Genomic DNA, 24,678 nt, shown 5'->3' with positions numbered 1-24,678 from the left:
AACACTTGACTCAAATGTCAGCGCATAGTCAATAAGGTACTTATGCGTCAAAGTGACGAAATGCAATTGGGATTATGGGGTACAACAAAACAACTACCGAGTCGGTAGCGACTAAGGACGGATCTTAACGATCCAAGAAGGAAGGATTAAACTAATGCGGCTTAATGCTCATCACCGAAAAATAACCTCACTTATATGAGCCAACTCAAATTTGACTGCATTAAAAATAGTAGTGCTATTGGGAATAGCGACATAATGACGTGTATAAAACAGGCCGGAGTATAGAGAGTTGTTTGCTCAAAATCAAAAAACTTCAGTTAACATCAGAATGATTAAAATACCCACCATACTTTGGTGGGCATTGAATAAAAAAACCGCAACAACTCAGGGATAGCTTAGGTAAGTACTAAGCACCATCTGATATCACTTTATGCCGAGGTAGTTTGATTGAGATAAGCGCTGCGAGCGCAATAAATGCCGCCGATATCCACAGACAAGCCGCTATGCCATACACTTGATACACCCAGCCAGACAACACAGTTCCGATCAAGCGTCCCATAGCATTAGCCATGTAGTAAAAACCCACATCTAACGATACGCCATCTTCATCCGCATAACTGACGATAAGATAACTGTGTAATGAGGAGTTGATCGCGAATAAGGCGCCAAACAACATCAATCCCCAAATCAGTATATTCGCGGCATGGAAGTCATAACTTATCGCCAGCGCAATGCCTGCCGGCACTATGCTCAATATCGCAGCCCAACCTAAGGCGCTACGTCCATCGGGAACCTTGTTTTTGCCCGCCGACTTTGTCCCCGTCAAGCGAGGTGCAAAGCCTTGCACTATGCCATAACCTATCACCCAGAGTGCGAGAAAACCGCCGACATACCAATGATCCCAACCAAAGGCTGAGGCCAAATAAACGGGTAAAGCCACCACAAACCACACATCACGCGCACCAAACAAAAACATGCGTGCGGCAGAAAGCGTGTTTACCGCCGGACTCTTAGAGAAAATTTCCGTGAACTTAGGTTTGTTTTTGGCTTTACCTAAATCGCGTTGCAAACTTAACAGACTAAAAATCCACACCAGCAATAGGCCAATCGCCATGCCTAACACGGCCTGCTGGAATCCAAACAGGGTCAGTAAGGCGCCGCCCAAGAAGAACCCCGCGCCCTTTAGCGCATTTTTGGAGCCAGTGAGCATGGCAACCCACTTATACAGCTCACCCTGAGCATCATTGGGTACCAACAACTTGATACTGCTTTTAGCGCTCATCTTATTGAGATCTTTAGCGATACCCGACAAGGCCTGCGCCGCCATCACCCAAGCAACCGTCAGCATACCGCTAGGCACAAGCAGCATGCTAAGGGCGACAATCTGCATAAATAGGCCCACATTCATGGTCTTATTTAAGCCTAAACGCGCCCCGAGCCAGCCGCCAACTAAGTTCGTTACCACCCCAAAGATTTCATAGAAGAGGAATAGCATGGCAATTTGCAGCGGGCTATAACCTAAGCCATAAAAATAGAGCACCACTAACATACGTAATGCGCCATCGGTGAGCGTGAATGCCCAATAGTTGCCTGTGACTACCAAATACTGGCGGATCTCGGGTGATATGTTAGACAAGAACCCTGTCAGCTTACCCATAAAGTTTATGCCTTATCCATCAGACCGACCATGCGGGCCAGTTCGACGGTGCGATTGGCATAGCCCCACTCGTTGTCATACCAAGCGTAGAGTTTGACCTGAGTGCCATTGATTATCATGGTCGATAGCGCATCGATAATGCTCGAATGCGGATCGGTTTTATAATCGACCGAGACTAATGGACGTTCCTCATAACCTAAAATGCCTTTTAGCGGTCCGTCTGCCGCTTCTTTTAACAGGCGATTGACCTCAGCTTCGGTCGTTTTGCGACTCACCTCGAACACGCAATCGGTTAATGAGGCGTTCGCTAATGGCACCCGCACCGCGTGGCCGTTGAGCTTACCCTTAAGTTCAGGGAAAATATGAGTAATGGCCGTCGCAGAGCCCGTTGTCGTAGGGATAAGGCTTAAACCACAGGCCCGCGCCCGGCGGAGATCTTTATGCGGTGCATCTAAAATAGTTTGAGTGTTGGTAATATCGTGAATAGTCGTCATGGAACCATGCACTATGCCGAGGTTTTCGTGGATCACTTTAACGATCGGCGCCAAACAGTTAGTAGTACAGGAGGCCGCAGTCACAATCGGATGAATGGCTTTGTCATAGAGTTGATGATTCACCCCCATCACAACGTTTAACACACCCTCTTCTTTAACTGGCGCTGTGACCACAACGCGTTTAACGCCTTGATCTAAATAAGCTTGCAGCACTGCTTTGGTTTTCATTTTACCCGAAGCTTCAATCACCACATCACAACCGGACCAATCGGTTTCCCCGATGGTTTTATTGCTAGTACAGCGAATACGCTTGCCATCAATAATGATGTCATCGCCATCGGCATTGGCTTCGTACTGCCAGCGACCATGCACAGAGTCGAATGTCAGCAAATGGGCTAAGGTCGCCGCATCCCCTGCGGGATCATTAATCTGCACAAACTCAACCTCATCCCAGCCCCAAGCAGCGCGCAGTGCTAAACGTCCCATACGGCCAAAGCCATTTATCCCGATTTTGATTGTCATACCTGCATCCTTCCCACTCAGTTTTATATTAGGTGTTTTATATTATTTGTTTAAGATTAAAGCGTTATCTGTTCGATATAGCCGCGCTAATGCCCTTCTCGTTGGCAATGGCGGTAATGATCTCAGCGGTTTTAGTGCATTTAGCGCATCCACTACCTAATGCTTTGATGTTTAACATTTTTATAATTCTCACAGAACGGGACCTATAGCGTTAAAGATCCAACCGATTAAGGTGAATGAAATCAATAAAATGGCAAAAACGATGGCCAGCAAACGCCATTGCATCACCTGCTTGAGCAAAATGAACTCAGGAAAACTGGCGGCAACCGTTGCCATACAAAATGCCAATGTCGTCCCTACGGGCAAGCCATTAGTGATAAGGCTCTCCATGATAGGGATAACCCCTGTGGCATTGGAATACAGAGGAATACCAATCAATACCGCCGCAGGAACTGACCACCATTGACCATCGCCTAAGTGGGCTTCAATCCAACCGTCAGGCACAAATCCATGGAGTGCGGCGCCAAGCCCAACCCCAATAATGACCCATTTCCACACTCGGCCAAAAATCTCTAGGGTCTCGCCTTTCGCAAACTCATGTCGCTCGGTTAACGTCATGGATGTCGATGTCATACCCTCGCTATTATCGTGACTTGCTTGCGCCTTACCTTGTTCGAGTGCTTTGGCGGCAAAGGACTGCAGCCAACGCTCAGCGCGAATCGTGTCCAAAAATGCCCCCGCCAACATACCCACTGACATGCCGACTAGCACGTATATCACAGTGAACTGCCAGCCCAGCAGACTCACAAGCAACAGAACGGCGACTTCATTAATTAACGGCGAAGTGATCAGAAACGCCATAGTGATCCCAACGGGGATCCCCGCGGAAGTGAAACCTAAAAAAACCGGAATACTCGAACATGAGCAGAATGGGGTAACAGCGCCAAAACCCGATCCCATAAAGTAACCGACAAAACGATTTTTACCTGCCAAGTAATCCCGAACACGCTCGACATTGAGCGAGGCCCGCACCAAAGCGATGCCATAAATCATCAGCAACAGGAGCGCAAAAATCTTAGTGGTATCTTCAATAAAAAAATGGATGGCGTCGGCGAGCTTAGTATTGGGCTCTAAACCCATCAAATCAAAAGTTAACCAACTTGCTAAATCTGAAAATATTTGCAGCATTGTTACGCCACCTTAATATTAAGCAAAACTTTAGACACGTAAATATATGAAAAAACGTATATTTGAGGTTAAATTTTTGCTGCTAGTCTTCTAGCAGCAAGCTTTAGCACGGTCAGGACGCCCGCCCATCTTGCACAAATTACGCATATTTTCTTCAAGGAATACAGTGTTTTGGTTGGTAACTTCACTCAGCACTAACTGACTCCATTCGGGTAAGTCATTATTGATACGATAGAAAATCCATTGCCCCTGACGGCGATCAACTAATAAACCGCATTTACGTAATTGGGCCAAATGTCGCGAAATCTTAGGCTGGGTCTCTTGCAATGCCTCGGTCAATTCACAGACACAGAGCTCCCCCTCTTGCTGGATCAACATCATGCAACGCAAGCGGGTTTCATCGGCTAAACATTTAAAAAACTGGGTTGGATTAATCATTGATGCCCTTAGACTGAACTAATACAAACATTTTGATCCTTTTGTTAACTTTCCTAAAGGTTCATTCAAACAGCAAGCTGTGAGCGGTAAGAAACAACACTCGTTTTTCATGGCTATGGATCTTTTGGAAAGACCTTGTACAATATATACGAATTTTCATATATGTAAATATCCGTATATAAGATCACCTTAAGTTTCACGCATTAGCCAAAATGGTGTTTAAGTATAGTGTTCAACACTAAGATATATACGAAAATTCACATATAAAAAATCATTCAAACCCACCGACAATATCGTTAGGTGAGGGCATTATTTTATGGTTACGGGTAGACAATCTCTACTCTTTGAGGAGCTTGTATGTGGTTAGCAGGGGCAATTTTTGTTCTCACCATAGTGTTAGTAATTTGGCAACCTAAGGGGTTAGGCATAGGTTGGAGTGCTACCTTGGGCGCCGTATTGGCCCTACTACTGGGTGTGGTGCACTTAGGGGATATTCCTGTGGTATGGAATATTGTCTGGAATGCGACCGCCACCTTCATTGCCGTGATCATCATCAGTTTATTATTAGATGAGTCAGGATTTTTCGAATGGGCCGCGCTGCATGTGGCCCGTTGGGGCAAAGGTCGTGGCCGTTTACTCTTTACTTACATAGTGTTACTCGGCGCTACTGTTGCCGCATTGTTCGCCAATGATGGCGCGGCGCTGATCCTCACCCCGATCGTAATTGCGATGTTACTGGCTCTGGGCTTTAGCGCCGGAGCAACCTTAGCCTTTGTGATGGCGGCGGGTTTTATTGCCGATACCGCAAGTTTGCCGTTAATTGTCTCTAACCTAGTCAATATTGTTTCAGCAGACTTCTTCAACATAGGTTTTAACGAATACGCCTCTGTGATGGTGCCCGTCGATATTGCCGCTATTAGCGCCACCTTAGTCATGCTGCATCTGTTTTTCCGCAAAGATATTCCCACGACCTACGACTTGCAAAAACTACGCGAACCTAAGGCCGCCATTCGCGACCTCAACACCTTTAAAACCGGTTGGGGCGTATTAGTCTTACTCTTGGTGGGCTTTTTTGGCTTAGAACCGCTCGGTGTGCCCGTGAGTTTAGTCGCTGCCGTGGGTGCCCTGATCCTGTTTGTTGTTGCGAAAAAAGGCCATGCCATAGATACCACTAAGGTACTTCGCGGCGCGCCATGGCAGATAGTGATCTTTTCACTCGGTATGTATTTGGTTGTTTATGGTCTTCGCAACGCAGGCTTAACAGATTACCTATCGAGCGTATTAAATAGCTTGGCAGAACAAGGGCTTTGGGCTGCCACTATGGGCACGGGCTTCTTGGTCGCGTTTTTATCGTCCATCATGAACAACATGCCAACGGTGTTAATTGGCGCCCTGTCGATAGACGGTAGCAATGCAACTGGTGTGATTAAAGAAGCCATGATTTACGCTAACGTAATTGGTAGCGATTTAGGTCCTAAAATCACCCCCATCGGCAGTTTAGCAACCCTGCTATGGCTGCATGTACTGGCGCAGAAAAATATCAATATTACCTGGGGTTATTATTTCCGCGTCGGCATAGTAATGACGCTACCTGTGCTATTTGTCACCCTAGCGGCACTGGCGCTGCGCCTCTCCTTCTAATCTTCGTCCATGGGCACTAGAGCATCTGTTTAGTGCCTATGGATAAATTTATAAGCAATTATTTATCAGAGACATGTTATGACTAATATGATTGATGACAACATTAAGATTTACCACAATCCAGCCTGTGGTACATCGCGCAACACTTTAGCATTGATCCGTAATAGTGGAGTCGAACCCCAAATCATCCACTACTTAGAAACGCCACCCTCCCGCAATGAATTACTTAAGTTAATTAATGAGATGAAAATCTCTGTGCGTTCATTGTTACGCAACAATGTTGAACCATTTGAACGACTAGGACTTTCTGAAGACACATTTACTGATGAAGAACTGGTTAACTTTATGCTGACTTATCCCATTTTAATTAACCGTCCTATCGTCGTTACGCCGCGAGGCACAAAACTCTGTCGCCCATCTGAGACAGTGCTTGATATTTTGACCAAAGCACAACAAGGCCCTTTCACCAAAGAAGATGGCGAAATCATCATTAATGAACAGGGACAAAGAGTTCGCACATGAAACCACTAAACCACGATATGCCAGCGCTCAAACAAGAATTAATGGTTAATAACATGGATATGGACTGTTTTAATCTAACTCCTTTAACCCATCCGCCTAGAATACTGATGCTTTATGGCTCAGTACGAGAACGCTCCTATAGCCGACTGACGACGGAAGAAGCCGCTCGACTGTTAACGCACATGGGCGCAGAGGTGCGTATTTTTAACCCTTCTGGACTCCCACTTCCTGATGATGCGCCTGACAGTCATCCCAAAGTCATGGAACTAAGAGAAATGGTACGTTGGTGCGAAGGCATGGTGTGGTGTTCACCAGAACGCCACGGTGCGATGACCAGTATTATGAAAGCTCAAATTGATTGGATCCCTTTGGCTGAAGGTGCTGTCCGGCCTTCACAAGGTAAGACATTAGCAATAATGCAGGTGAGTGGTGGTTCACAGTCCTTCAACACACTAAACCAAATGCGAATATTGGGCCGATGGATGCGCATGTTCACCATACCCAACCAATCTTCAATCGCAAAAGCTTGGTTAGAGTTTGACGAGGCAGGCCGAATGAAACCTTCGCCTTACTACGATCGCGTAGTTGATGTTATGGAGGAATTGATGAAGTTCACTTTACTCCTGAGGGGCAATGTTGATTTCCTCACGAACCGATATAGCGAACGCAAAGAAAGCGCTTCAGAGCTATCAACCCGAGTAAATCAAAAAGAAATATAGATTAAACACTAAAAGTATTCTGAACTATGGAGCAAAAGATTAGCCCAGCGCCAACTTTTGCTCCAGATAAGAACCATCACGCCAAATAAGTCCATTCCAAATACACGAGTGAGCACCTAAATCCTTAAAGCCAGCTAAAAACTCTCTGTAACTTGCTATTAAAGATGCAATTCGTCCATTTGCTTGAATTCATGTTTAATCTGTTGATATTGCGATGGCCATTCATCGTACCAAAGAGCAAACTCCTCTACAGGCATAGGCCGAGCAATGCCGTAGCCTTGGCACAATTGGCAGCCCAATTCAGCTAAACTTTTACCATGGGCAATGGTTTCAACACCTTCAGCAATCACATTAAGATTAAATACTGACGCTAAGCGGATAACACCCTCCACGATACGCCAATCATCTTCGCTATCGAGCATACCTCGCACAAAACTCTGATCAATTTTTATCGTCGATATGGGTAATTGGCGTAAGTACGTTAACGACGAATAACCTGTACCAAAATCATCTAGGGAAAAATGGACACCCAAACGCTTACATTCCTGAAGGATATCAATTGCCAATGTCATATCTTCAATGGCGGCACTCTCTAAAATTTCCAATTCTAGATCCGAGGCCGTCAAATCGGGATATTGCATTAACGTCGATTTTAAGAATGCACTAAAGTGTTCAGCCAATAGCTGCCGAGCGCTCACGTTAATACTTACTGCTATCGGACGACCACTCTGTTGCCAATTCTGCCATTGCGCTACTGCAGTATTGATAACCCATTCACCTAAAGCAATTTCAAGATCACTGCCTGCAATATCCGGTAAAAACTCACTCGGACCGACTATACCTCGCAGAGGATGACGCCAACGAATTAAGGCTTCCGCGCCAATAATTTTACCGGTAGCGAGATTAACTTTAGGTTGGTAAAACATCACAAATTCATGACGTTCAAAAGCTGACTTAAGTTCTTCTAACCAAGTTCTCCGAGCAATAATGTTACGATCAATGTCAGGATCAAACATTTGGAAACGATTCTTACCTGCCGATTTTGCCATATACATGGCTTGGTCGGCATGGCGCAATAAAATGTCGGGGTCAACGTTATCCTCTGGATACAAACTCACGCCAATACAAGCCGTTAAACAAAGATTTAAATCGCCGATTGATATCGGCTGATCGACCGCCGCCAGTATTCGTAATAGTACTTGAGTACATTCTTCCTCAGACATCATCTCAAATAAGATAACGAACTCATCGCCTCCTACCCGGGCCAACGTATCTTGCTGCCGAATCACCACAGACACATTATTTGCAATCGCGATCAACAGTTGGTCACCAACCTCATGGCCATAACGATCATTGACCACCTTAAACCCGTCAAGGTCCATAAAACACACGGCACAGATACTGCCATTACGTTGAACATGGGCAATCATTTGCTGAAAACGGTCTAAAAGTAAGCGACGATTTGGTAATCCTGTGAGTGCATCATAATTTGCCACGCGATCTAACTCAGTCTCATGGGTCTTTAATAACGTGATATCGGCTTGGGTTCCCGAAATCATCAACGCTCGACCTTGACTATCCTCTTCAACGACCCGCCCCTTACACAATATCCAGCACAGCTCGCCAGTCTTTTTAATGCAGCGCACTTCCAACTCTATACTGCTTGTTTTATGGATGAGATGCTGTAGAACCTGTTGCTCTATATTTTGCACATCTTCGACATACACATATTGACGCCAATTATTAACCGTCAGCTTCATCTCGCCAGCTTGATATCCCAAAATGGCTTCAAATCTTGGGCTGATTTGCACTTCTCCAGTAACAGCATTCCAGTCCCAGAATCCTTGTTCAGAACCTTGAATAACCCTTTGCAATTGTGCTGTTTGAGCCGCTAGTTGTTGTTGAAGCTGTCGCGCCTGGGTAATATCTTGCACTGTACCGTGCAATTTAAATATCTTACCGTGCGGATCACGCTGTGCTTGACCCCTAGCCATAATCCAACGATGGGCACGATTAGGATCTAGCAACTCAGCTTCGCATTCATACTCTTCTCCCGTATGCACACATCGCATCACCAGCGTACTTAACGCTTGCCAACTCTCAGGAGTAAATAATTTCTGCACTTGTTCTATCGAAGGAGCAGCTTCTTTATATGGCAAGCCATAAATCACAAAAACCTGTTCAGACCAAGTATGCGAATCAGTAACTAAATCCCACTCCCAACTGCCAATCCCTGATAATTGTTGTGCTTGTTTTAATCCCAACTCACTAATGAGTAAATGTTCAGCATTTTTTTCTTGAGTCGTGACATCCCTTGCTATTCCAAATAAGCCACAAATTGCACCTTGAGCGTCAAACACAGGACCTTTGGTCACTTGAAAAATGGCTGCTTCACCCTGAATATGTAAATACTCTTTATGTGTGGTGACCATTGCGGACACTAATACAGTGCGATCTTTTTCTTGGATAATATCAATAGAGTCAGCATCAAAAATATCAGTGTCATCTTTGCCCAAGATATCACTCATACTCTTGCCGACAAAGGTAGCGGCACCTTGGTTGACCAAGATATAACGCCCCGCCAAATCCTTCACAAAAATACCATCGGTTGTTTGAGAAACCACAGAATCGAGCAGTTGATGATTCACATCCAATTTCTGTAATGAAGCACGTAAATAGCCGCTTAGTGCACTGATCACTATGCCGTAAACACTTAGACTAATAAGCTGTAACCAATCGACAGAATGAATATTGTCGAGACTATTGGCGGTTGGATGAAGATAATAGACACACAGAACAGAGAGACATGTCGCGACTAATCCGGGGGCGAATCCGCCACCAATAGCGCTTAATGAAATAGGCAACATAAAAATCAGCAATAGTAAGCGCTGGTGCTGCTCAGCTGAAAGCGAATTGGCAAACCATAGCGTTATCAGCGTAAAACTCAATATCGCAATGTATTTAAGCCATGAGATATTGCTTATCGCGACAGAGCGAGCAAAGGTTATTTCAAGCAAATTACCCGATGGAGCATTATGACGGTCAGGAACGGCATTCAGAACAAAAAGTAGAATAAAGGCACTGGTAAAAACAAAGAAAAAACCTTTCGCGAGGGATAAGCGAAACACAGTTTCAGTGTCCGTAAATACAAGCAACAATTGATCGGATAAAAAGATCCATCCAAGCGCTGCAAGCGCATAAATAGCCACAGCTAAAATAATATATTGAGTCCGAGATTTATGATTATGTACAGTATTGTCAACCATCCTAACTCCATCACAACTAGCGCCATCAAAACGACTCCCTTGATCTATGATTGACACTAACGCCAGCCAACAATAGGTGGTCATTTCACAGATGAACATCATATTCAAGCTAAAGACTATAACTTAAAAAACATCAGTATAATCTAATAAAAACCCGAAAGAACAATGTACAACATAAAAACCCAACAATTTAAATACCTAAAAAGGTAGATATTACTGGTAAGGATATAGGCCCATACCTGTGAGGTTAAAAGAAAAATATACAAGCACTATTAAAACCCATGTCTATAGAACTATCGCAAATGCAATGGAATATCATACTTCCTAAAAAGCTTAATTATCGAATCCTTATATAGTGGTTTGATAATGTAACCTTTAGCTCCTGCAGCTATTGCCTGCTGAACTGATGACTTATTTTTATTCCCAGTCAACATAACAATGGGCGTAATTGCATTTATTCCATTAGACTTATTAATGTGGTTAATAATATAAAACCCATTAGTATCAGGAAGATTTATGTCCATTAAAATAACGTCATACTTTTTCTTAGAAAGTAAATCTAACGCCATACGTCCAGACAATGATGTATCAAGTTCAATGGCATACGTTCTAAGAAGCATAATAGTTAAATTCAAACTAATGTGATCATCCTCAACAATTAACATCTTTGGCACTACAGGAACTTCAACTGATACAAGAGAATTTTTTGACTCCGAATACAATCGATTAAACGTGTATTTAGTATCAGGCACGGTTGGAGCAGCCTTGTTGCTAACCTCAATATGCTCCTGTTCTGGCAAAGGGGCTTCTGCGACCGTCGCCACATTTGATACATCAGTAACAACAAGTTCAAGTAAGTGCAACGCCTTACTTTGTAGTTTCAACAAAGCTGGTCTAATTTCATTAGAACGAATAAATGATAATATCTTCTTCAATGAAGCCAGATCTAACTCAGCGGTTCTATTACTTGCAAGGTGCGCTTCAGCCTTATCTAATGATTGCTCGATTTCAATCAAACTTAATTCAAAGCTATGTTCTAAATCTTTCTTGCGCTGAACACCTTTAAGGACGATCTCCTTGATATGCGAAGAGTAGTTATCTTGCACATTTACAAACTCTTCTACTTTTTTATATTTCCCTCTTAACCCAATTTCCCGCAATAAATGTGTACATATTATAATCGCTCTATGCACTTCATACATTGGCCTAGCGATTAAATAATCATTAATCACACCACTACGATAAGCCTCGTACGCTTCTCTTTCTTGGTGTTTTGGAATAAGAGAAACAACGGCATGCTCACATATTTCTACAGCCTGCAATTCCTCTATGGCTTCGTAATAAATAAGTAAAGTTTCTTGTAAAGTTTCAGCTGCAACAAGAATCACTTTTGGGGCTGATTGTTTTATTTGCTCAACAAGCTCAGCATTCGTTTTAATCACATGAATACGAGAAAAGTGACGCATAAGAACACTTATCAATAATCTATCATTATCTTGGTCGTTCGTATAGAGAACGATATGCTCAAAATTGACTCTATCCACTAGCATTACTCCTTTGCATAAAAAACTCAATTAACGCAAATAAATCATCATCAACCTCTTGCCAACATTTTAAGATAACTTTGTAATCAATAGCATTGTTACGCGACACACGCTCTAGTTCTTGGCAAGATAAATTTAATTTTTTTGCCCCTATGTAAAGAGAATTACTTTTAAGGGTATGGCTAATTGCAGTAATAATACGAAGATCATTATCCACAATTGCAGACCTTAATGCTTCACGCTTAACAAGTAAATTACTGTAATATTGCTCTAAAAAAATCGATAACTCTTCATCGCTTATATCTTCACCTACAAAATTATATATATCAGATAAGTTGACTATCTGTAAGATGTCTACTAATTCCTGCAGTGCTTCATCACAACAGAAAAAACTATTATCAAAAGAAGCATTATCAGTTTTGACTGTAGACTTTTTTAAACTTGCATTATTTGACAAAGTGACTTTTACTTCATCTAAAAGGCCAATCAAATCATTCAATGTCAGAGGCTTTACAAGTACGCGATTTGCTCCAGCCTTCAAACATTCATCTTTACATATGTCGCCATGATCAGCGGTCAACATCACAATAATCGATGGCGCTAATTCCCGATACCCTTCAACTTCTCTAATGACGCCAATGAGGTCTGAGCCCGATATATTTGGCATTATCACATCAGAAATAACGACATTAAATTTATTTGTCTTAAAAAGCTCAATTGCTTGCATCGGATCTTGAACACAGGAAACTATGACTCCAACAGATAATAACTGCTTTTCGATGACAAATAAGTTTTCTTGACAATCATCAATAACTAACACACTAATATTACTATAATCAGCACTATCCGAATCCTGCTCGTCAATAATATTCAAATAATTTTTAACATTAACGAAATCAGTTACTGATTGAATTCTGAGTGGTGGATATGAAATCACTTCGTAGTCGGAGTTAGACTTAGAAAGTGACACTCTCCTCAACTCTGCAACTCTTTCTTTTCTTGTAAAAATACTAGTTACAAATTCATTCTTTGAGATAATATCATTTTGATTCAAGTCAATAAAAAGTATTGAGCTTTCAGTTTCAAATTCCAGTAATTCATTACTTGGTAAATATAGCAACTCGAAATCAAGCTCTTTGGAATATCTTGAAACTGATTCGTGAAAAATCGAACTATTAGTATATGCTGTTACTGAAGCATCAATATCAGAACGATAGGAGCCGCTTACATCATGCGCCGTAAAGTGACTATCTAAAGCAAAATCAATAATAAAATAGAAAACGCTACCATCACCGATACGACTAATAACCTGAAGATCACTTCCCATTGAACGACATATACTTTTACTTATGTATAGTCCTAAGCCAACACCACCATACTGACGGTAAGAATTTGATGATGCCTGCTCATACTTACCGAACACTTTTGATTGTTCCTCTTCAGTTAAACCGATACCATTATCAATAACAGAAAACTTTAGTTTTACATTTTCGAATGACTGTTCCAGAACTTCTACTTCTAATAGAATCGACGAGTCAATTTTATTGGAAAACTTAATTGAATTGGAGATTAAATTATAGATAACTTGATTTAGTTTAACTTCATCACAAATAACCCTGCGATTAAAATTTAATGGCATAAAAAAGTCTAAATTAATGTCTTTTTTATCTGCTTGAAGGCTAAACGCATCAACAACAGATTCGCCTAACAACCTAACATCTACCGAATCATTTTTAACATCTGCACTACTCTCATTTGTCTTTTTAAAATCCAACATACTATTAATGAGTAATAAAACTTGTTTTGAAGTACTGAATGCGACAGATAATAACTTCTTATCCTGTGCCCTTACATTACCTAAACTGAGCTCAATTAAGCCTAGCACTGCATTTAATGGTGTTCTAATCTCGTGACCTAGAGTGGCAATAAAATCACTTTGAAAGCTATTCAATTGTTCCAGCTCTGAACATTTCTCTATTAATACTTTTTCTTTCTCATATCGTTTAGATTCATCTATAATTAACCCAAACCGAGTTCTATCATCAAGGAAGAAATCTCTATACTCAAAATACAACCCTGATTTAGTTTTAAAAGATAGACATATTTTTTTATTAGTTGCACATTTATATCTAAACCACTTCATAATTCTATAATTATCTCTACCAACAACCTCATAGCTAACAATATCTTGAATTAAACTAAAAAATGACTTGCCAATGTAATTATAAAAATGTAAATATGGGAAAAGGTATTTAACCCCGCCACCAATAAAATCAATATTGCCAAGACTATTTACGACAAGAACACCATCTGAAGTAATTTTCTGATATCTAGAGTCATCACCCGCAGGATTCTCACACCTAAATTGGCTATACTCGAAATTTTTTGTTATTGACGCATCATGCTCTACAACACAGAGCACAATAAAATTTTTATTTGCCATCTTTAATAGGCTAAACTTTAAACAGTTACTTCCTATCATTAAGCATTCATTAGGCGTGATATTCTGTTTAATCTTTTCAAAATTCTGAATTATTTTTTTCTTGGCATTTTTTAAAAAATTATTATTTGAGAAAATTTGATTCTCGCCTAACCACTCCCCCTCAGGTGATAACATAAATGCACAAGAATCAAACAAGTCTAAATCAATACCATTAATCATCGCATATCCTTATTGCAAACTAGCATTCATTACTACTGAACTGAATTTTTATACTGATTAAACCAGCTATACACTTTATCACACGCAGAGATGAGCCTCTCAGGATCAATATTATAATTATCAATGAAATAATCGACAGTAACCCAATCACCTTCCATATACGCCAGAGTAAGTTGTAAACAATGAGCTAAATATCCATGATTATTAAGTAAAGCACGCTTTATTTGCTGTTCAAGAGGAAGCGGCTCTATCGCTCTGTTCATCGGTTTATCTAAAATGGCATCTAAAGTAGATAATAATCCAGTCAAAAATGCTGACTCTTTCAACAAAGGAAATCCCATTAATGATATTAACTCTTCACATAATCGAGCCCTGATTATAGTATTATTAATTAACACAACTGGTTTATTGGGGTTAAGTTCAGCCAAAATAATGAGACTTACAAACTTACGAAGTTTATTTTCACCTAAAAAAACCATAGTCTGCTTAATAGAGGTAAATTCATTCACATGCTCAAACTGACTTGAATTGACATACCTTAGTAATTTATAAGTAAGATCTAAATCTTGAGAAAAATAATTTTCAAGTTTTTTATAACTAAAATCAGACTTAAAAACCTCATTATAAATAGACATAACAAAATGTTGTGTAGCACCTATTTCATTCCCCTCTATGAGTTCTGGCTTATAAAAATAATAACCTTGAAAATAATCAAAACCGAGTGACTTAGCTAGCCTATACTCTTCCAATGTTTCAACTTTCTCTGCAAGTAGCTTTAAATTATACTGTCTAAATTTAGGGATCAGATGAGAAACACTATCTAAAGGCGTTGAAATTATATCAATTTTTATAAGTTTAAAAAAAGGAAAAAAACGTTCCCACTCAGGAGAATAAACAAAGTCATCTAAAGCAAGATAATAACCCAAGTTAAATAACTCTTTAATTAAAATAAAGTTATCCTCGCTTGGGCTAACAGTTTCCAATACCTCAACAATAATATTTTTGTATGGGAACATGTATAATAAATGGTCTCGCAAGAAATGAGATGGAAAATTAATTAATGCTGGCTTACCTTCGGTTAAATCCTCTAGATCCATACTTAAATAACTATTTACAAACACTTTAGCTGTAGCAACATTGTCTGTAACACCCTGTGGAAAATAGTTATCCCGGCTATTTCTAAAGAGCAACTCATAAGCAACAACGTTTTTATTTCTATTCAATATAGGCTGTCTTGCCATATAAAAGCGCATAGTTCACCTCTTCCCTTTGGGTCACTTAACTTTATAATCATTAGTGAATCAGTCCTTTAATTTTTCAGTCTAGACCTAGGTGCCCCATCTTTCAACTGCACTTTTCTAGCCTAGACTATAAATTAGCATAAGTAGTGATTAAATCCGGTTTAAATCTCAGATTTATGTTTAATTTAGGTGAATATTTAAAAATTTATCCTCAAGACATAAATACCTATTTTTAGGTATAACCATCTTGTTTATCCATAAAATTAAGTATCAAATGAACCGCTATTCTAGTATTCCGCAACGAAATAAAATGAGTAAAAAGAATACTTATAACTGAAAAAATCTATTATTAATCCTTTTGAACATAATGGCTTATTACCAGTTTATGACGTCATTACATAGCAGTGATACTAGATGAAGAACTTACCGCACTAGGGTTTGTTGGCGAGGATGTCACAACGATTTGACTGGATTTGATGCGAGGCTGAGCCCGTGTAGTGTCGTTATCCACATAAACGGGCAACATAAGCAGGTGATGAACACAATTTTGAGCTAGCTTGATAACAACACTAGTCGTGTCCCCAAGGTTTGGGTGGTAATGCTACTGGCTGGGTAAGATCAAAATCGACTTTGAAATCGCGGTTTTCGCGCGTAAGTTGATAGCTAAACGTTGTTGGCGTAATTTCCATGTGCCACACATTCGTGATCGACTGGGTTAGCCCATTCTTAACGAAGTTATCGATAGATTCCCTATCAATTGGAAATGATTGTTTCTGTACTGTCCCATCATTCATAGTGTCGCCGCCATACATGGTCACAGCATCTTCACTTCCATCCTGATGGCGATGGTCGTGCTTCAACTTAAGTCCTTGCTGCGTTTTAGTCAGCACCCAAGTACGCGAGTGGTCATCACCCACATGGAACGGGATCTTAAGCTCAGTGTCGCTACATTCACGCACGTGCATAATTAACGACTTGCCGCTAAAGGCCGAATCAGCCGTGTCACCCGATACCACTTTTCCCACAAAGGCTTGGCCACAATGGGCCGCGATTTGTGCGAAAAACGTATTCTGCGTCTTGGTGGATAGCGACTCAACTTGAGCAGCGATGGATGGCAACGCGATAAAAGACAAACTGATAAGCCCGAGGCTCGGTAGGGTAATGTTGGGATTCATTATGTTCTCCACTTTTTTAGATGGAAAACACCCTAACACTAGGAAATAAATTCAAACTGAATTTCACCTAGTGTTAGTGATGATAAACCAAAGTGATTACCAGCCGATATAAGTACGCGATCGATTACCCAGACGCTTTTTGATAAAGCGAGCCGTCATAATACTGCCTACCATCATGAAAATGAAAATCCCAGCGGAAAAGAGCACGCTAGTCACAGCAGAATCTGGTGGAAAGCGGAAACGCATTACGGTTGCAGCCGTGTTAAATAGCATATCGAAGAGTGGATGAATAAAGAAAATTGCAAAACTCATCTCAGCGACTTCGACTAACCAAGGCAAACGACTTCGTCCCGACAACCATTCACAGAAATTCAGTACTAATACACATAAACAAAGTTTCTGAATAAACTGCCAATCGATACCGTTGTACTCAAATGGTGCCTTATGATAGTTACCAATATGCTGCACTATGTAAGTTTGTTCGACTAAGCTCACCACTAAAAAAATCATCGCTAGTGCGGTGAAAATAGAGCCAAAGCGCGTCACAATATGTTCATCTTGCGAATATAAAATACCAATCAAGTAGAAAGGTACAAAATACACAACTGAGTGGATGAAATTGACGTTACCTATAGGTCTATGCAATAGGATTGCTACCACACAGCTCAGTACAAATAGTGTCCAACGCATCTGCTGCGAGCAACGGATAAACCATAAAAAAATCGGCGAGAATAAAAACACCGCCATGATGAAGGGAATGTACCAGTGCGGATACAGAATATAACCGTTACGCACAGTATAAAAAATACTCAGCAAGACATTATCGAGCGGCTGATGCTCCATAAATATCCAGCGCAAACACAAACAAAATAGACCAATCAATGACACAACTAAAAAAGGATAAAGTACGTTTTGTACTTTGTTCTTCATAAACTTGCTGTAGTCGAAATCCTTATAAAAAATGCGATGGAAAAAGTATCCCGAGATAAACACAAATAACGCCGTGCCACCACGCAATAGATTTTCCAGCAACAGCGGGAAACCTTCACCAGAGTTGTAAATACTGTGGCCAAGCACGATAAAGATAATCGCAATGCCACGCATGTAGGTAAATTCGAGCTGATTTTTTCTCATTATTAATTCATCGCACAGTAGAGGGTTCTTCCATCAACAACACTCGCAGAAACCCTAATAGTTCCATGGACTTCCGCTTCGTTGAATACCAGATACTGACCCTCACGCTGAAAGGGGAATGCTAAAGGTAACAGAGTTGCCGCCTCAATGCCCTCACAAAAATTTTGTACTGGAACATCGAGTAATGGACTGCCACTCACTGACAAGTTACTAAATTGCGCGCTCATCCCTAAATAAGCTTGAGTCATTTCCTCTTGATAGGGCACTACATAAAAGCCAGAACGTACGTCACCCACATCAATAAAACTGCTACTATCGCTCACGCTCGGCATAACCAATAACGGCACTTTTGGATCCTGCACATTCAACAACAACTGAGACAGTTTTGCTTGAGTGGCAGGGTAATACGCTAGCATCTCCTGCAGCTGTTTCTTTTGTTTAGTGTCTTTCTTGTCTAACGGGGATACTGGCTTTACGCGGTTCAGTAGTAAATCCACAGGCAACATACCCGACATGACCGACTCTTTCCATACATAAGGGTCTTGAGTGCTATCCAACAATATGCCCGCCAGAGCGCCAATATTTGCCGCCTCAGCCGTCCAACCAACCCACATCTTCTGCTGTTGATAATAGTCATACACATATTTTGTCAGTATTTGCTGATAACCAAGTAAAGTTTGATTTTGACTCAATACACGCGCACCAGCGACCAATTCCACATACTTAGCGCTGCCTTCAACGAGATCATTGATGTAACCGACTCTATCTTCATTCGGCGCAATTTGGCGCCATTGCTGCAACCAATAAGCTGCATAGCTAAGATGTAATGACTGTTGTTCAGGTTGTGCCAGCGCCGCCATTAAGGCATCAAATAACTGTAAACGATAATAGCGAGCATCGAAGTTGAGCGGAAAGACCTCGCCCTCATAACGCTTACCGTCTTCTAATACTCGCCATTCGGATTGAGCATAAAAATGGAAGGCTTCATGCAAGCCATTGCTCGCCCAGATTAAAAAAGCTAAATCCGTTGGCTTAGTGTCGCGAGTAAATTGGATGTTCGGCACTTCGAGCTGGATCAATACACCTGGCTGGCCATTATATTGTGGAAAGCCGAAACTCACCGATAGACCCGAGTGCAGATTGACCGACTCTAACACACTGTTATCTTGGATTATTTCGCCACCAGGCTGTCGAAGCCAGACATTGCCACCATAACTAAAGAGGTGTACTTTATCTTCAAGGCGAAAACCGGGCCACAAAGCTTCGCTCTGGCGACTATTCTGTGCCATAAAATCGAGGTAAAGACGGGCGAGTTGTTCCGGAGAGGCCTCATCGGCAAACGCGGGGGTAGCGGCAGAGACACCTAAAAGCCATAGGATCACTACCATAATATTTTTCATTTATCTGCCTAAACAAACACAAGGGGTTTACAAAACAGCGCTAGCATATAGCGCAATCAAGCAATAGTGAAACATTTGCAAAAAAATATTTTTACCCCAGAAAATCTCAGTCAAAACCAAATCAACGACTCCTAATGAAATCATATTTTTAGCACAATTTTGCATCACTCAGGCGATTGCGTTCGCTATAGGCTTAAGTCTTAGGTTCGCTCGGCTTATCTCCAAACCACAGTGCGAGTTTATCCGCCGCAAGGGATTTCACTTCATCATCGATATATAAGGTCACCATAGTCAGGGCAGCGGCAAGGGCACCTAAATCATCGGTAAAGCCAACTAAAGGAGTCAGATCGGGAATCGCATCTAAAGGCAAAATAAAATACGCTAACGCGCCGTAGATGACTGACTTAGCCCACTTAGGCGTATTGGGTTGTTGCGCTGCATAATAAAGCCATAGTGCCCGCTCGATGACCTCTCTACCTGCTTGACGGCTAAAGAGTTTGATCTTGTTCCAAAATCCGCTGTCAGTAAATTGCTCATCCGCCATCATATTTCTCCAGTACCCTAAAGTTGTTTGGGTATACACCCATGCCACTTCACAGTGTACGACGATAAGCCGCGGGGGTCAGGCCAAATTGTTGCTTAAAACGTAAGGAAAACTTTTCCGCAGATTGATAACCACAGGCCAAAGCCACTTGTAATACTGGCTCACTCGAATTCTGCAACATGGCTAAACCATGACAAAGCCGCACTTCTACCAGTAACTGCCTAAAACTGGTGTCTTCTAAGGCCAATTTACGCCTAAGGCTTGCCGTGCTCATGTGTAACTTGTCGGCAATATCCTCCTGCTGCCATGATGCCGAAGGACTCACACTCATCAAGGCCAAGGCCGCTTGAGTCACGCTGCGTTGGGTGTGTCCATACAACCAGTTCACACTGCGTTTATCCGGCAAACTTAACAGTAACGCGGCCAAATAATGCAGTTGAACAGGATCGGCCAGAGACAAGGTCAAACTCTGTAATAGCGCATTCCAAGCTAAGTCCACAGCGCGTGATACGTTTTGGACTGGCATAGGGTCACGCCAATCGGTAGCGCTTGATAAAATACCTTGGGGTAAATCGTGGGGGAGTAATAACTGCACCGCCCGATAACGCCCAAGAAAAGGTCGATTAACAAAACTAATATGCGAACCAGCAGGAATTAACAGTAACTGCCCTTGGCCTACTAAAACAGATTCATCTTGCCAGAGCAGAGACTTTTCACCATAGATAACCCGAATAATCGACGGCTGATGTACAGGGACTTGAGATAAAGATTGTGCCTGCTTCGAATCATATTCAAACATACGGATCATGACACCAGCCTAATTATCAATGGATTATCGATTATATACCGCAGTCAACTTGGCGTTGCCGAGCGCTTGTGCCCTGAGCATAAAGCCCAATAAGGCAGGGCTAGCGTCCTTTGGCAATTCTAAAGCACTGGGTAATGCCCACACAGTAAATTCATACCTGTGAACGCCATGACCTTGGGGCGGGCATGCGCCACCAAAATTTGTAGTACCAAAATCGTTCTTCAAGGCAATGGCGCCTTTGGGCAGTGCATCAACATGCGAGCCCGCACCTTGTGCGAGCGAAGTTTGCGCTAAGGGTAAGTTATATACGGCCCAGTGCCACCAACCGCTGCCCGTTGGTGCATCAGGATCATAAGCTGTCACTGCAAATGCTTTAGTTCCTGTGGGCACGTCAGTCCAAGTCAGTTGCGGCGAAATATTTTCCCCTTGGCAACCAAAGCCATTAAACACTAATTGCGATGTCAGTTTATTGCCCTCGCTCATATCTTTGCTCGTTAATGTCATAGCACTTGCCTGTCCAACGAATAACCCAAGCACTAAACTCGCCCCTAACCACCCTTTATTCATGTCTATCTCCTATTCATGTTCGACCTGACTCACTTTACGTCAATCAAAAAAATAACATCTGCCCTAAAACGACAACTTTCTGCCCCAAATGCTCAAATGTGAGAAAAAAGTTATCACTTTTGCATTTTTCAAGCAGAAAGATGATTTTGTAACGAAAATATCTGCATAACAATGCAAATATGGAATGCGGTATAAATCAGAATGATGATTACAGCAGCCTTTAAATTAAGATTAGATATTTGAAATAAGATATTTTATGCAAATAATATTATTTAAATAATGCTGACAATATTTACTTTCATAATTTAGATAAAGATACTTAAGCATGATTGACTCCATTTAATATTGATAATTTAAGTTAAATTGACGTGCTAATTATTTAAAAATAAGACATAGGTCATGATTTTATTTATAACTCGCATATAAACTTCATTACGTAATAAAAACCTAACCATTTTCTCTAAGTCATAATGGAGTCGTATATGAAGAGGAAATCTAAAATTATGGCGCATATCAGGCGCACACGGCATATCATGATGCCTAGTCAACGTGACTATTTCGATCACTCCTTTATCTTCCTCCGCTAACCTTAGCGTAGGTAGTAGGCCAATTAACAGGTCTAAAGTGCTATTGCCCTAATAGGCGCAAACACTTATCGTACTGTTTTCATTTGGTTTATTATCTAACACCTTAATCAAAGCATTCTTTTATCAGTGCAGTTTTACTGCGGCTAAGCTATTCATACGCTCAATAAATATATTTCTACTTATATTTATTTCGTAACATTGGCATAACCACATTTAATCTGCGCACGGAATAGCTATATCTAATTTTCATACCATTAATGTTTTTAATTAGGTATAGGCACACTTGTATCTATTTTTTATAAAGTAAAAGGGAAATTAACTATGAAATCATTAAAAGTAGCCGCTAGCTTATCTGTTAGATCTTGTTTCGATATCGACAGAGAAGTTGTCAATGTATTAACCACAGATTTTTGCGATGTGGGCGCGGCTGTCGTCTCTGTTGATGATGTTAGAAATGGTATTGTTGAAAAGATTAAAAACACCGGATTGAAACTGCCCATTTTCGTTTCAGTTTGCTGTGAAGAAATCTTCCCTGATGATGTTTGCTCATCGATTACAGGGGTATTTGAACTCTGCGGTGATAACACTGACTTCTACGGAAAACAGGTTGAGACTGCAATAAGTAAATATGAACAAGCGCTATTGCCACCTTTCTTCGGTACGTTAAAAAAATACGTCGAAATGGGTAACTCTACCTTTGCCTGTCCTGGTCACCAAGGCGGACAATTCTTCCGTAAACACCCAGTGGGTCGCCAATTCTTCGACTTTTTTGGCGAAACAATTTTCCGCGCGGATATGTGTAATGCCGACGTGAAACTGGGTGATTTACTGATCCATGAAGGCGCTCCACTGGAAGCACAGAAATACGCTGCCAAAGTTTTTAATGCCGATAAAACCTATTTCGTACTTAACGGCACTTCGTCATCAAATAAAGTCGCGACTAATGCGCTGTTAGCGAAAGGCGACCTCGTGTTATTCGACCGCAATAACCACAAATCAAACCACCATGGCGCATTAATTCAAGCAGGTGCTACACCTGTTTATTTAGAAACGGCACGTAATCCCTTCGGATTTATTGGTGGCATTGATGCCCACTGTTTTCAAGAGTCCTATTTAAGAGAGCAAATTCGTGAAGTCGCGCCAGAAAGAGCAGATGAAAAACGCCCGTTCCGCTTGGCGATAATCCAACTCGGCACCTATGACGGCACTATCTACAATGCTCGCCAAGTGATTGATAAAATTGGCCATCTTTGTGACTACGTCTTATTCGACTCGGCTTGGGTGGGTTATGAACAGTTCATCCCTATGATGAATGACTGCTCACCACTCTTGCTCGAACTGACAGCTGAAGATCCAGGCATTATCGTAACTCAGTCGGTACATAAACAGCAGGCGGGTTTCTCACAAACCTCGCAAATCCATAAAAAAGATAAACATATCAAAGGCCAAGATAGATATTGCAACCATAAACGCTTCAACAACGCCTTTATGATGCATGCCTCTACCAGTCCCTTCTATCCTTTATTTGCAGCGCTAGATGTAAACGCGAAAATGCATGAAGGCGCGAGTGGTCGTTATCTGTGGCGCGAAGCGGTAAAAGCGGGTATCGAAGCACGTAAGCTATTGCTCAAAAAGTGTAAATATATCAAACCATTCGTGCCAACAATGATCGACGGCCGCCTATGGCAAGACTATGAAACCGAACAAATGGCCGATGACTTACGCTTCTTCGAATTCGAACCTGGTCAGAAATGGCACTCCTTCGAAGGTTATGAAAAAGGCCAATACTTTGTTGACCCTTGTAAGTTCTTATTAACAACACCGGGCATAGATGCTGAAACTGGCAAATATACCGAATTTGGTATTCCAGCGACTATTCTGGCTAACTTCTTACGGGAAAATAATATTATTCCAGAGAAGTGCGACTTGAATTCGATTTTATTCCTGATGACACCTGCTGAAGATATGGCCAAGATGCAACATCTGGTATCACAAATATCTCGTTTCGAGAAATTAGTCGATGAAGATGCGCCATTATCTGAAGTATTACCTAACGTTTATAACGCCAATAAAGCCCGTTATAAAGACTATTCTATCCGTCAACTCTGCCAAGAAATGCACAATCTCTATGTCAGCCATGACGTAAAACAACTGCAGAAAGAAATGTTCCGTAAAGCGCATTTCCCAACAAAAGTGATGGACCCGCAGGAAGCAAACCTAGAGTTTATTCGTGGCAAAGTAGAATTAGTCCCACTCTCGCAAATTGAAGGAAGAATTGCAGCAGAAGGCGCACTCCCTTACCCACCAGGCGTGTTATGTATGGTGCCAGGTGAAATATGGGGCGGTTCTGTTCAGCGTTATTTCCTTGCCCTTGAAGAAGGCATCAACCTATTACCTGGATTCTCACCAGAACTGCAAGGTGTTTATCTCGAAAATACCGCAGACGGCAAAATTCAAGCAATGGGCTATGTACTAAATAAATAATGAAGACTGACTGCAGAGTTTATTAACCCCACTCTGCAGTCAAATTCATGCCTCCTATAATAAGTCACCTAAATTAGGTTATTAG

The 24,678-nt window shown here is 41.5% G+C and carries 20 protein-coding genes; 5 read left to right on the top strand and 15 right to left on the bottom strand.

Translation table 11 applies throughout. From position 1 onward, the window contains the following. Positions 1–406: 406 nt before the first annotated feature. The 5 genes from arsJ to KFE26_RS12740 all read right to left on the bottom strand — a co-directional run bounded on the left by arsJ (position 407) and on the right by KFE26_RS12740 (position 4,299). Positions 407–1,657, bottom strand: coding sequence for an organoarsenical effux MFS transporter ArsJ (gene arsJ / locus KFE26_RS12760; RefSeq protein WP_212600615.1), 1,251 nt, complete (start codon positions 1,655–1,657; stop codon positions 407–409). A 5-nt stretch (positions 1,658–1,662) separates the two neighbouring features. Continuing rightward, positions 1,663–2,673 (bottom strand): ArsJ-associated glyceraldehyde-3-phosphate dehydrogenase, encoded by a 1,011-nt coding sequence (locus KFE26_RS12755; protein ID WP_212600614.1) that lies wholly within the window; start codon positions 2,671–2,673, stop codon positions 1,663–1,665. 64 nt (positions 2,674–2,737) lie between these two features. Further along, positions 2,738–2,851 (bottom strand): thioredoxin family protein, encoded by a 114-nt coding sequence (locus KFE26_RS12750; protein ID WP_212600613.1) that lies wholly within the window; start codon positions 2,849–2,851, stop codon positions 2,738–2,740. Between the two features lie 11 nt (positions 2,852–2,862). After that, complete coding sequence (locus tag KFE26_RS12745; RefSeq protein ID WP_212600612.1) at positions 2,863–3,861, bottom strand: permease; 999 nt, start codon at positions 3,859–3,861, stop codon at positions 2,863–2,865. Between the two features lie 90 nt (positions 3,862–3,951). Then, entirely contained in the window at positions 3,952–4,299 is a 348-nt protein-coding gene (locus tag KFE26_RS12740; protein WP_105250495.1) for a metalloregulator ArsR/SmtB family transcription factor, read from the bottom strand. Positions 4,300–4,656: 357 nt separating this feature from the next. Between KFE26_RS12740 and KFE26_RS12735 the strand changes: the two genes are divergently transcribed. The 3 genes from KFE26_RS12735 to arsH all read left to right on the top strand — a co-directional run bounded on the left by KFE26_RS12735 (position 4,657) and on the right by arsH (position 7,181). After that, entirely contained in the window at positions 4,657–5,940 is a 1,284-nt protein-coding gene (locus KFE26_RS12735) for an arsenic transporter (protein ID WP_212600611.1), read from the top strand. Between the two features lie 87 nt (positions 5,941–6,027). Continuing rightward, a complete protein-coding gene (gene arsC, locus KFE26_RS12730) occupies positions 6,028–6,462 on the top strand; it encodes a glutaredoxin-dependent arsenate reductase (RefSeq protein WP_212600655.1) in 435 nt (144 codons plus the stop codon). Continuing rightward, positions 6,459–7,181 (top strand): arsenical resistance protein ArsH, encoded by a 723-nt coding sequence (gene arsH / locus KFE26_RS12725; protein ID WP_311981122.1) that lies wholly within the window; start codon positions 6,459–6,461, stop codon positions 7,179–7,181. The genes arsC and arsH overlap by 4 nt, the downstream gene beginning before the upstream one ends. 158 nt (positions 7,182–7,339) lie before the next feature. Here arsH and KFE26_RS12720 read toward each other — a convergent pair whose 3' ends face one another. The 10 genes from KFE26_RS12720 to KFE26_RS12675 form a co-directional block, all read right to left on the bottom strand. Continuing rightward, positions 7,340–10,447, bottom strand: a complete 3,108-nt coding sequence (locus KFE26_RS12720) for an EAL domain-containing protein (protein WP_212600610.1) — start codon at positions 10,445–10,447, stop codon at positions 7,340–7,342. Positions 10,448–10,740: 293 nt separating this feature from the next. After that, positions 10,741–11,991 (bottom strand): response regulator, encoded by a 1,251-nt coding sequence (locus KFE26_RS24325; protein WP_212600609.1) that lies wholly within the window; start codon positions 11,989–11,991, stop codon positions 10,741–10,743. After that, complete coding sequence (locus KFE26_RS12710; RefSeq protein ID WP_212600608.1) at positions 11,984–14,653, bottom strand: hybrid sensor histidine kinase/response regulator; 2,670 nt, start codon at positions 14,651–14,653, stop codon at positions 11,984–11,986. The genes KFE26_RS24325 and KFE26_RS12710 overlap by 8 nt, the downstream gene beginning before the upstream one ends. 32 nt (positions 14,654–14,685) lie before the next feature. Then, positions 14,686–15,906, bottom strand: coding sequence for an EAL and HDOD domain-containing protein (locus tag KFE26_RS12705; RefSeq protein WP_212600607.1), 1,221 nt, complete (start codon positions 15,904–15,906; stop codon positions 14,686–14,688). A 557-nt stretch (positions 15,907–16,463) separates the two neighbouring features. Next, positions 16,464–17,069 carry a hypothetical protein gene (locus KFE26_RS12700; protein ID WP_212600606.1) on the bottom strand — a complete coding sequence of 202 codons (606 nt, stop codon included), beginning with the start codon at positions 17,067–17,069 and terminating at the stop codon, positions 16,464–16,466. 96 nt (positions 17,070–17,165) lie between these two features. Continuing rightward, the gene (locus tag KFE26_RS12695; protein ID WP_212600605.1) at positions 17,166–18,203 is read right to left on the bottom strand and encodes an acyltransferase; all 1,038 of its coding nucleotides are present in this window, start codon (positions 18,201–18,203) and stop codon (positions 17,166–17,168) included. A gap of 2 nt (positions 18,204–18,205) precedes the next feature. Next, positions 18,206–19,603: a hypothetical protein gene (locus tag KFE26_RS12690; protein ID WP_198573237.1), complete on the bottom strand. Its 1,398-nt coding sequence runs from the start codon at positions 19,601–19,603 to the stop codon at positions 18,206–18,208. Between the two features lie 193 nt (positions 19,604–19,796). Next, positions 19,797–20,147: a YkvA family protein gene (locus tag KFE26_RS12685; RefSeq protein WP_113941434.1), complete on the bottom strand. Its 351-nt coding sequence runs from the start codon at positions 20,145–20,147 to the stop codon at positions 19,797–19,799. A gap of 49 nt (positions 20,148–20,196) precedes the next feature. Next, positions 20,197–20,955: a helix-turn-helix transcriptional regulator gene (locus tag KFE26_RS12680; RefSeq protein ID WP_212600604.1), complete on the bottom strand. Its 759-nt coding sequence runs from the start codon at positions 20,953–20,955 to the stop codon at positions 20,197–20,199. A gap of 24 nt (positions 20,956–20,979) precedes the next feature. Next, positions 20,980–21,522 (bottom strand): YbhB/YbcL family Raf kinase inhibitor-like protein, encoded by a 543-nt coding sequence (locus KFE26_RS12675; RefSeq protein WP_173248074.1) that lies wholly within the window; start codon positions 21,520–21,522, stop codon positions 20,980–20,982. A gap of 470 nt (positions 21,523–21,992) precedes the next feature. On the opposite strand from KFE26_RS12675, the gene speFL reads away from it, so the two are divergent. Next, entirely contained in the window at positions 21,993–22,109 is a 117-nt protein-coding gene (gene speFL / locus KFE26_RS24410; protein WP_100199882.1) for a leader peptide SpeFL, read from the top strand. A gap of 321 nt (positions 22,110–22,430) precedes the next feature. Beyond that, entirely contained in the window at positions 22,431–24,593 is a 2,163-nt protein-coding gene (gene speF / locus KFE26_RS12665; RefSeq protein ID WP_212600603.1) for an ornithine decarboxylase SpeF, read from the top strand. Positions 24,594–24,678: the final 85 nt, after the last annotated feature.

The sequence above is a fragment of the Shewanella sp. M16 genome, assembly GCF_018224605.1.
Lineage (GTDB): Bacteria > Pseudomonadota > Gammaproteobacteria > Enterobacterales > Shewanellaceae > Shewanella > Shewanella oncorhynchi.
Note: the sequence above shows the minus strand (reverse complement) of the source record. Positions and strands in the feature narration are given on the sequence as shown.

Coding starts and splice junctions, on each gene's coding strand:
- arsJ (WP_212600615.1), bottom strand. CDS start 1,657: ATGGGTAAGCTGACAGGGTTCTTGTCTAACATATCACCCGAGATCCGC.
- KFE26_RS12755 (WP_212600614.1), bottom strand. CDS start 2,673: ATGACAATCAAAATCGGGATAAATGGCTTTGGCCGTATGGGACGTTTA.
- KFE26_RS12750 (WP_212600613.1), bottom strand. CDS start 2,851: ATGTTAAACATCAAAGCATTAGGTAGTGGATGCGCTAAATGCACTAAA.
- KFE26_RS12745 (WP_212600612.1), bottom strand. CDS start 3,861: ATGCTGCAAATATTTTCAGATTTAGCAAGTTGGTTAACTTTTGATTTG.
- KFE26_RS12740 (WP_105250495.1), bottom strand. CDS start 4,299: ATGATTAATCCAACCCAGTTTTTTAAATGTTTAGCCGATGAAACCCGC.
- KFE26_RS12735 (WP_212600611.1), top strand. CDS start 4,657: ATGTGGTTAGCAGGGGCAATTTTTGTTCTCACCATAGTGTTAGTAATT.
- arsC (WP_212600655.1), top strand. CDS start 6,028: ATGATTGATGACAACATTAAGATTTACCACAATCCAGCCTGTGGTACA.
- arsH (WP_311981122.1), top strand. CDS start 6,459: ATGAAACCACTAAACCACGATATGCCAGCGCTCAAACAAGAATTAATG.
- KFE26_RS12720 (WP_212600610.1), bottom strand. CDS start 10,447: ATGGTTGACAATACTGTACATAATCATAAATCTCGGACTCAATATATT.
- KFE26_RS12710 (WP_212600608.1), bottom strand. CDS start 14,653: ATGATTAATGGTATTGATTTAGACTTGTTTGATTCTTGTGCATTTATG.
- KFE26_RS12705 (WP_212600607.1), bottom strand. CDS start 15,906: ATGCGCTTTTATATGGCAAGACAGCCTATATTGAATAGAAATAAAAAC.
- KFE26_RS12700 (WP_212600606.1), bottom strand. CDS start 17,069: ATGAATCCCAACATTACCCTACCGAGCCTCGGGCTTATCAGTTTGTCT.
- KFE26_RS12695 (WP_212600605.1), bottom strand. CDS start 18,203: ATGAGAAAAAATCAGCTCGAATTTACCTACATGCGTGGCATTGCGATT.
- KFE26_RS12690 (WP_198573237.1), bottom strand. CDS start 19,603: ATGAAAAATATTATGGTAGTGATCCTATGGCTTTTAGGTGTCTCTGCC.
- KFE26_RS12685 (WP_113941434.1), bottom strand. CDS start 20,147: ATGGCGGATGAGCAATTTACTGACAGCGGATTTTGGAACAAGATCAAA.
- KFE26_RS12680 (WP_212600604.1), bottom strand. CDS start 20,955: ATGATCCGTATGTTTGAATATGATTCGAAGCAGGCACAATCTTTATCT.
- KFE26_RS12675 (WP_173248074.1), bottom strand. CDS start 21,522: ATGAATAAAGGGTGGTTAGGGGCGAGTTTAGTGCTTGGGTTATTCGTT.
- speFL (WP_100199882.1), top strand. CDS start 21,993: ATGGAGTCGTATATGAAGAGGAAATCTAAAATTATGGCGCATATCAGG.
- speF (WP_212600603.1), top strand. CDS start 22,431: ATGAAATCATTAAAAGTAGCCGCTAGCTTATCTGTTAGATCTTGTTTC.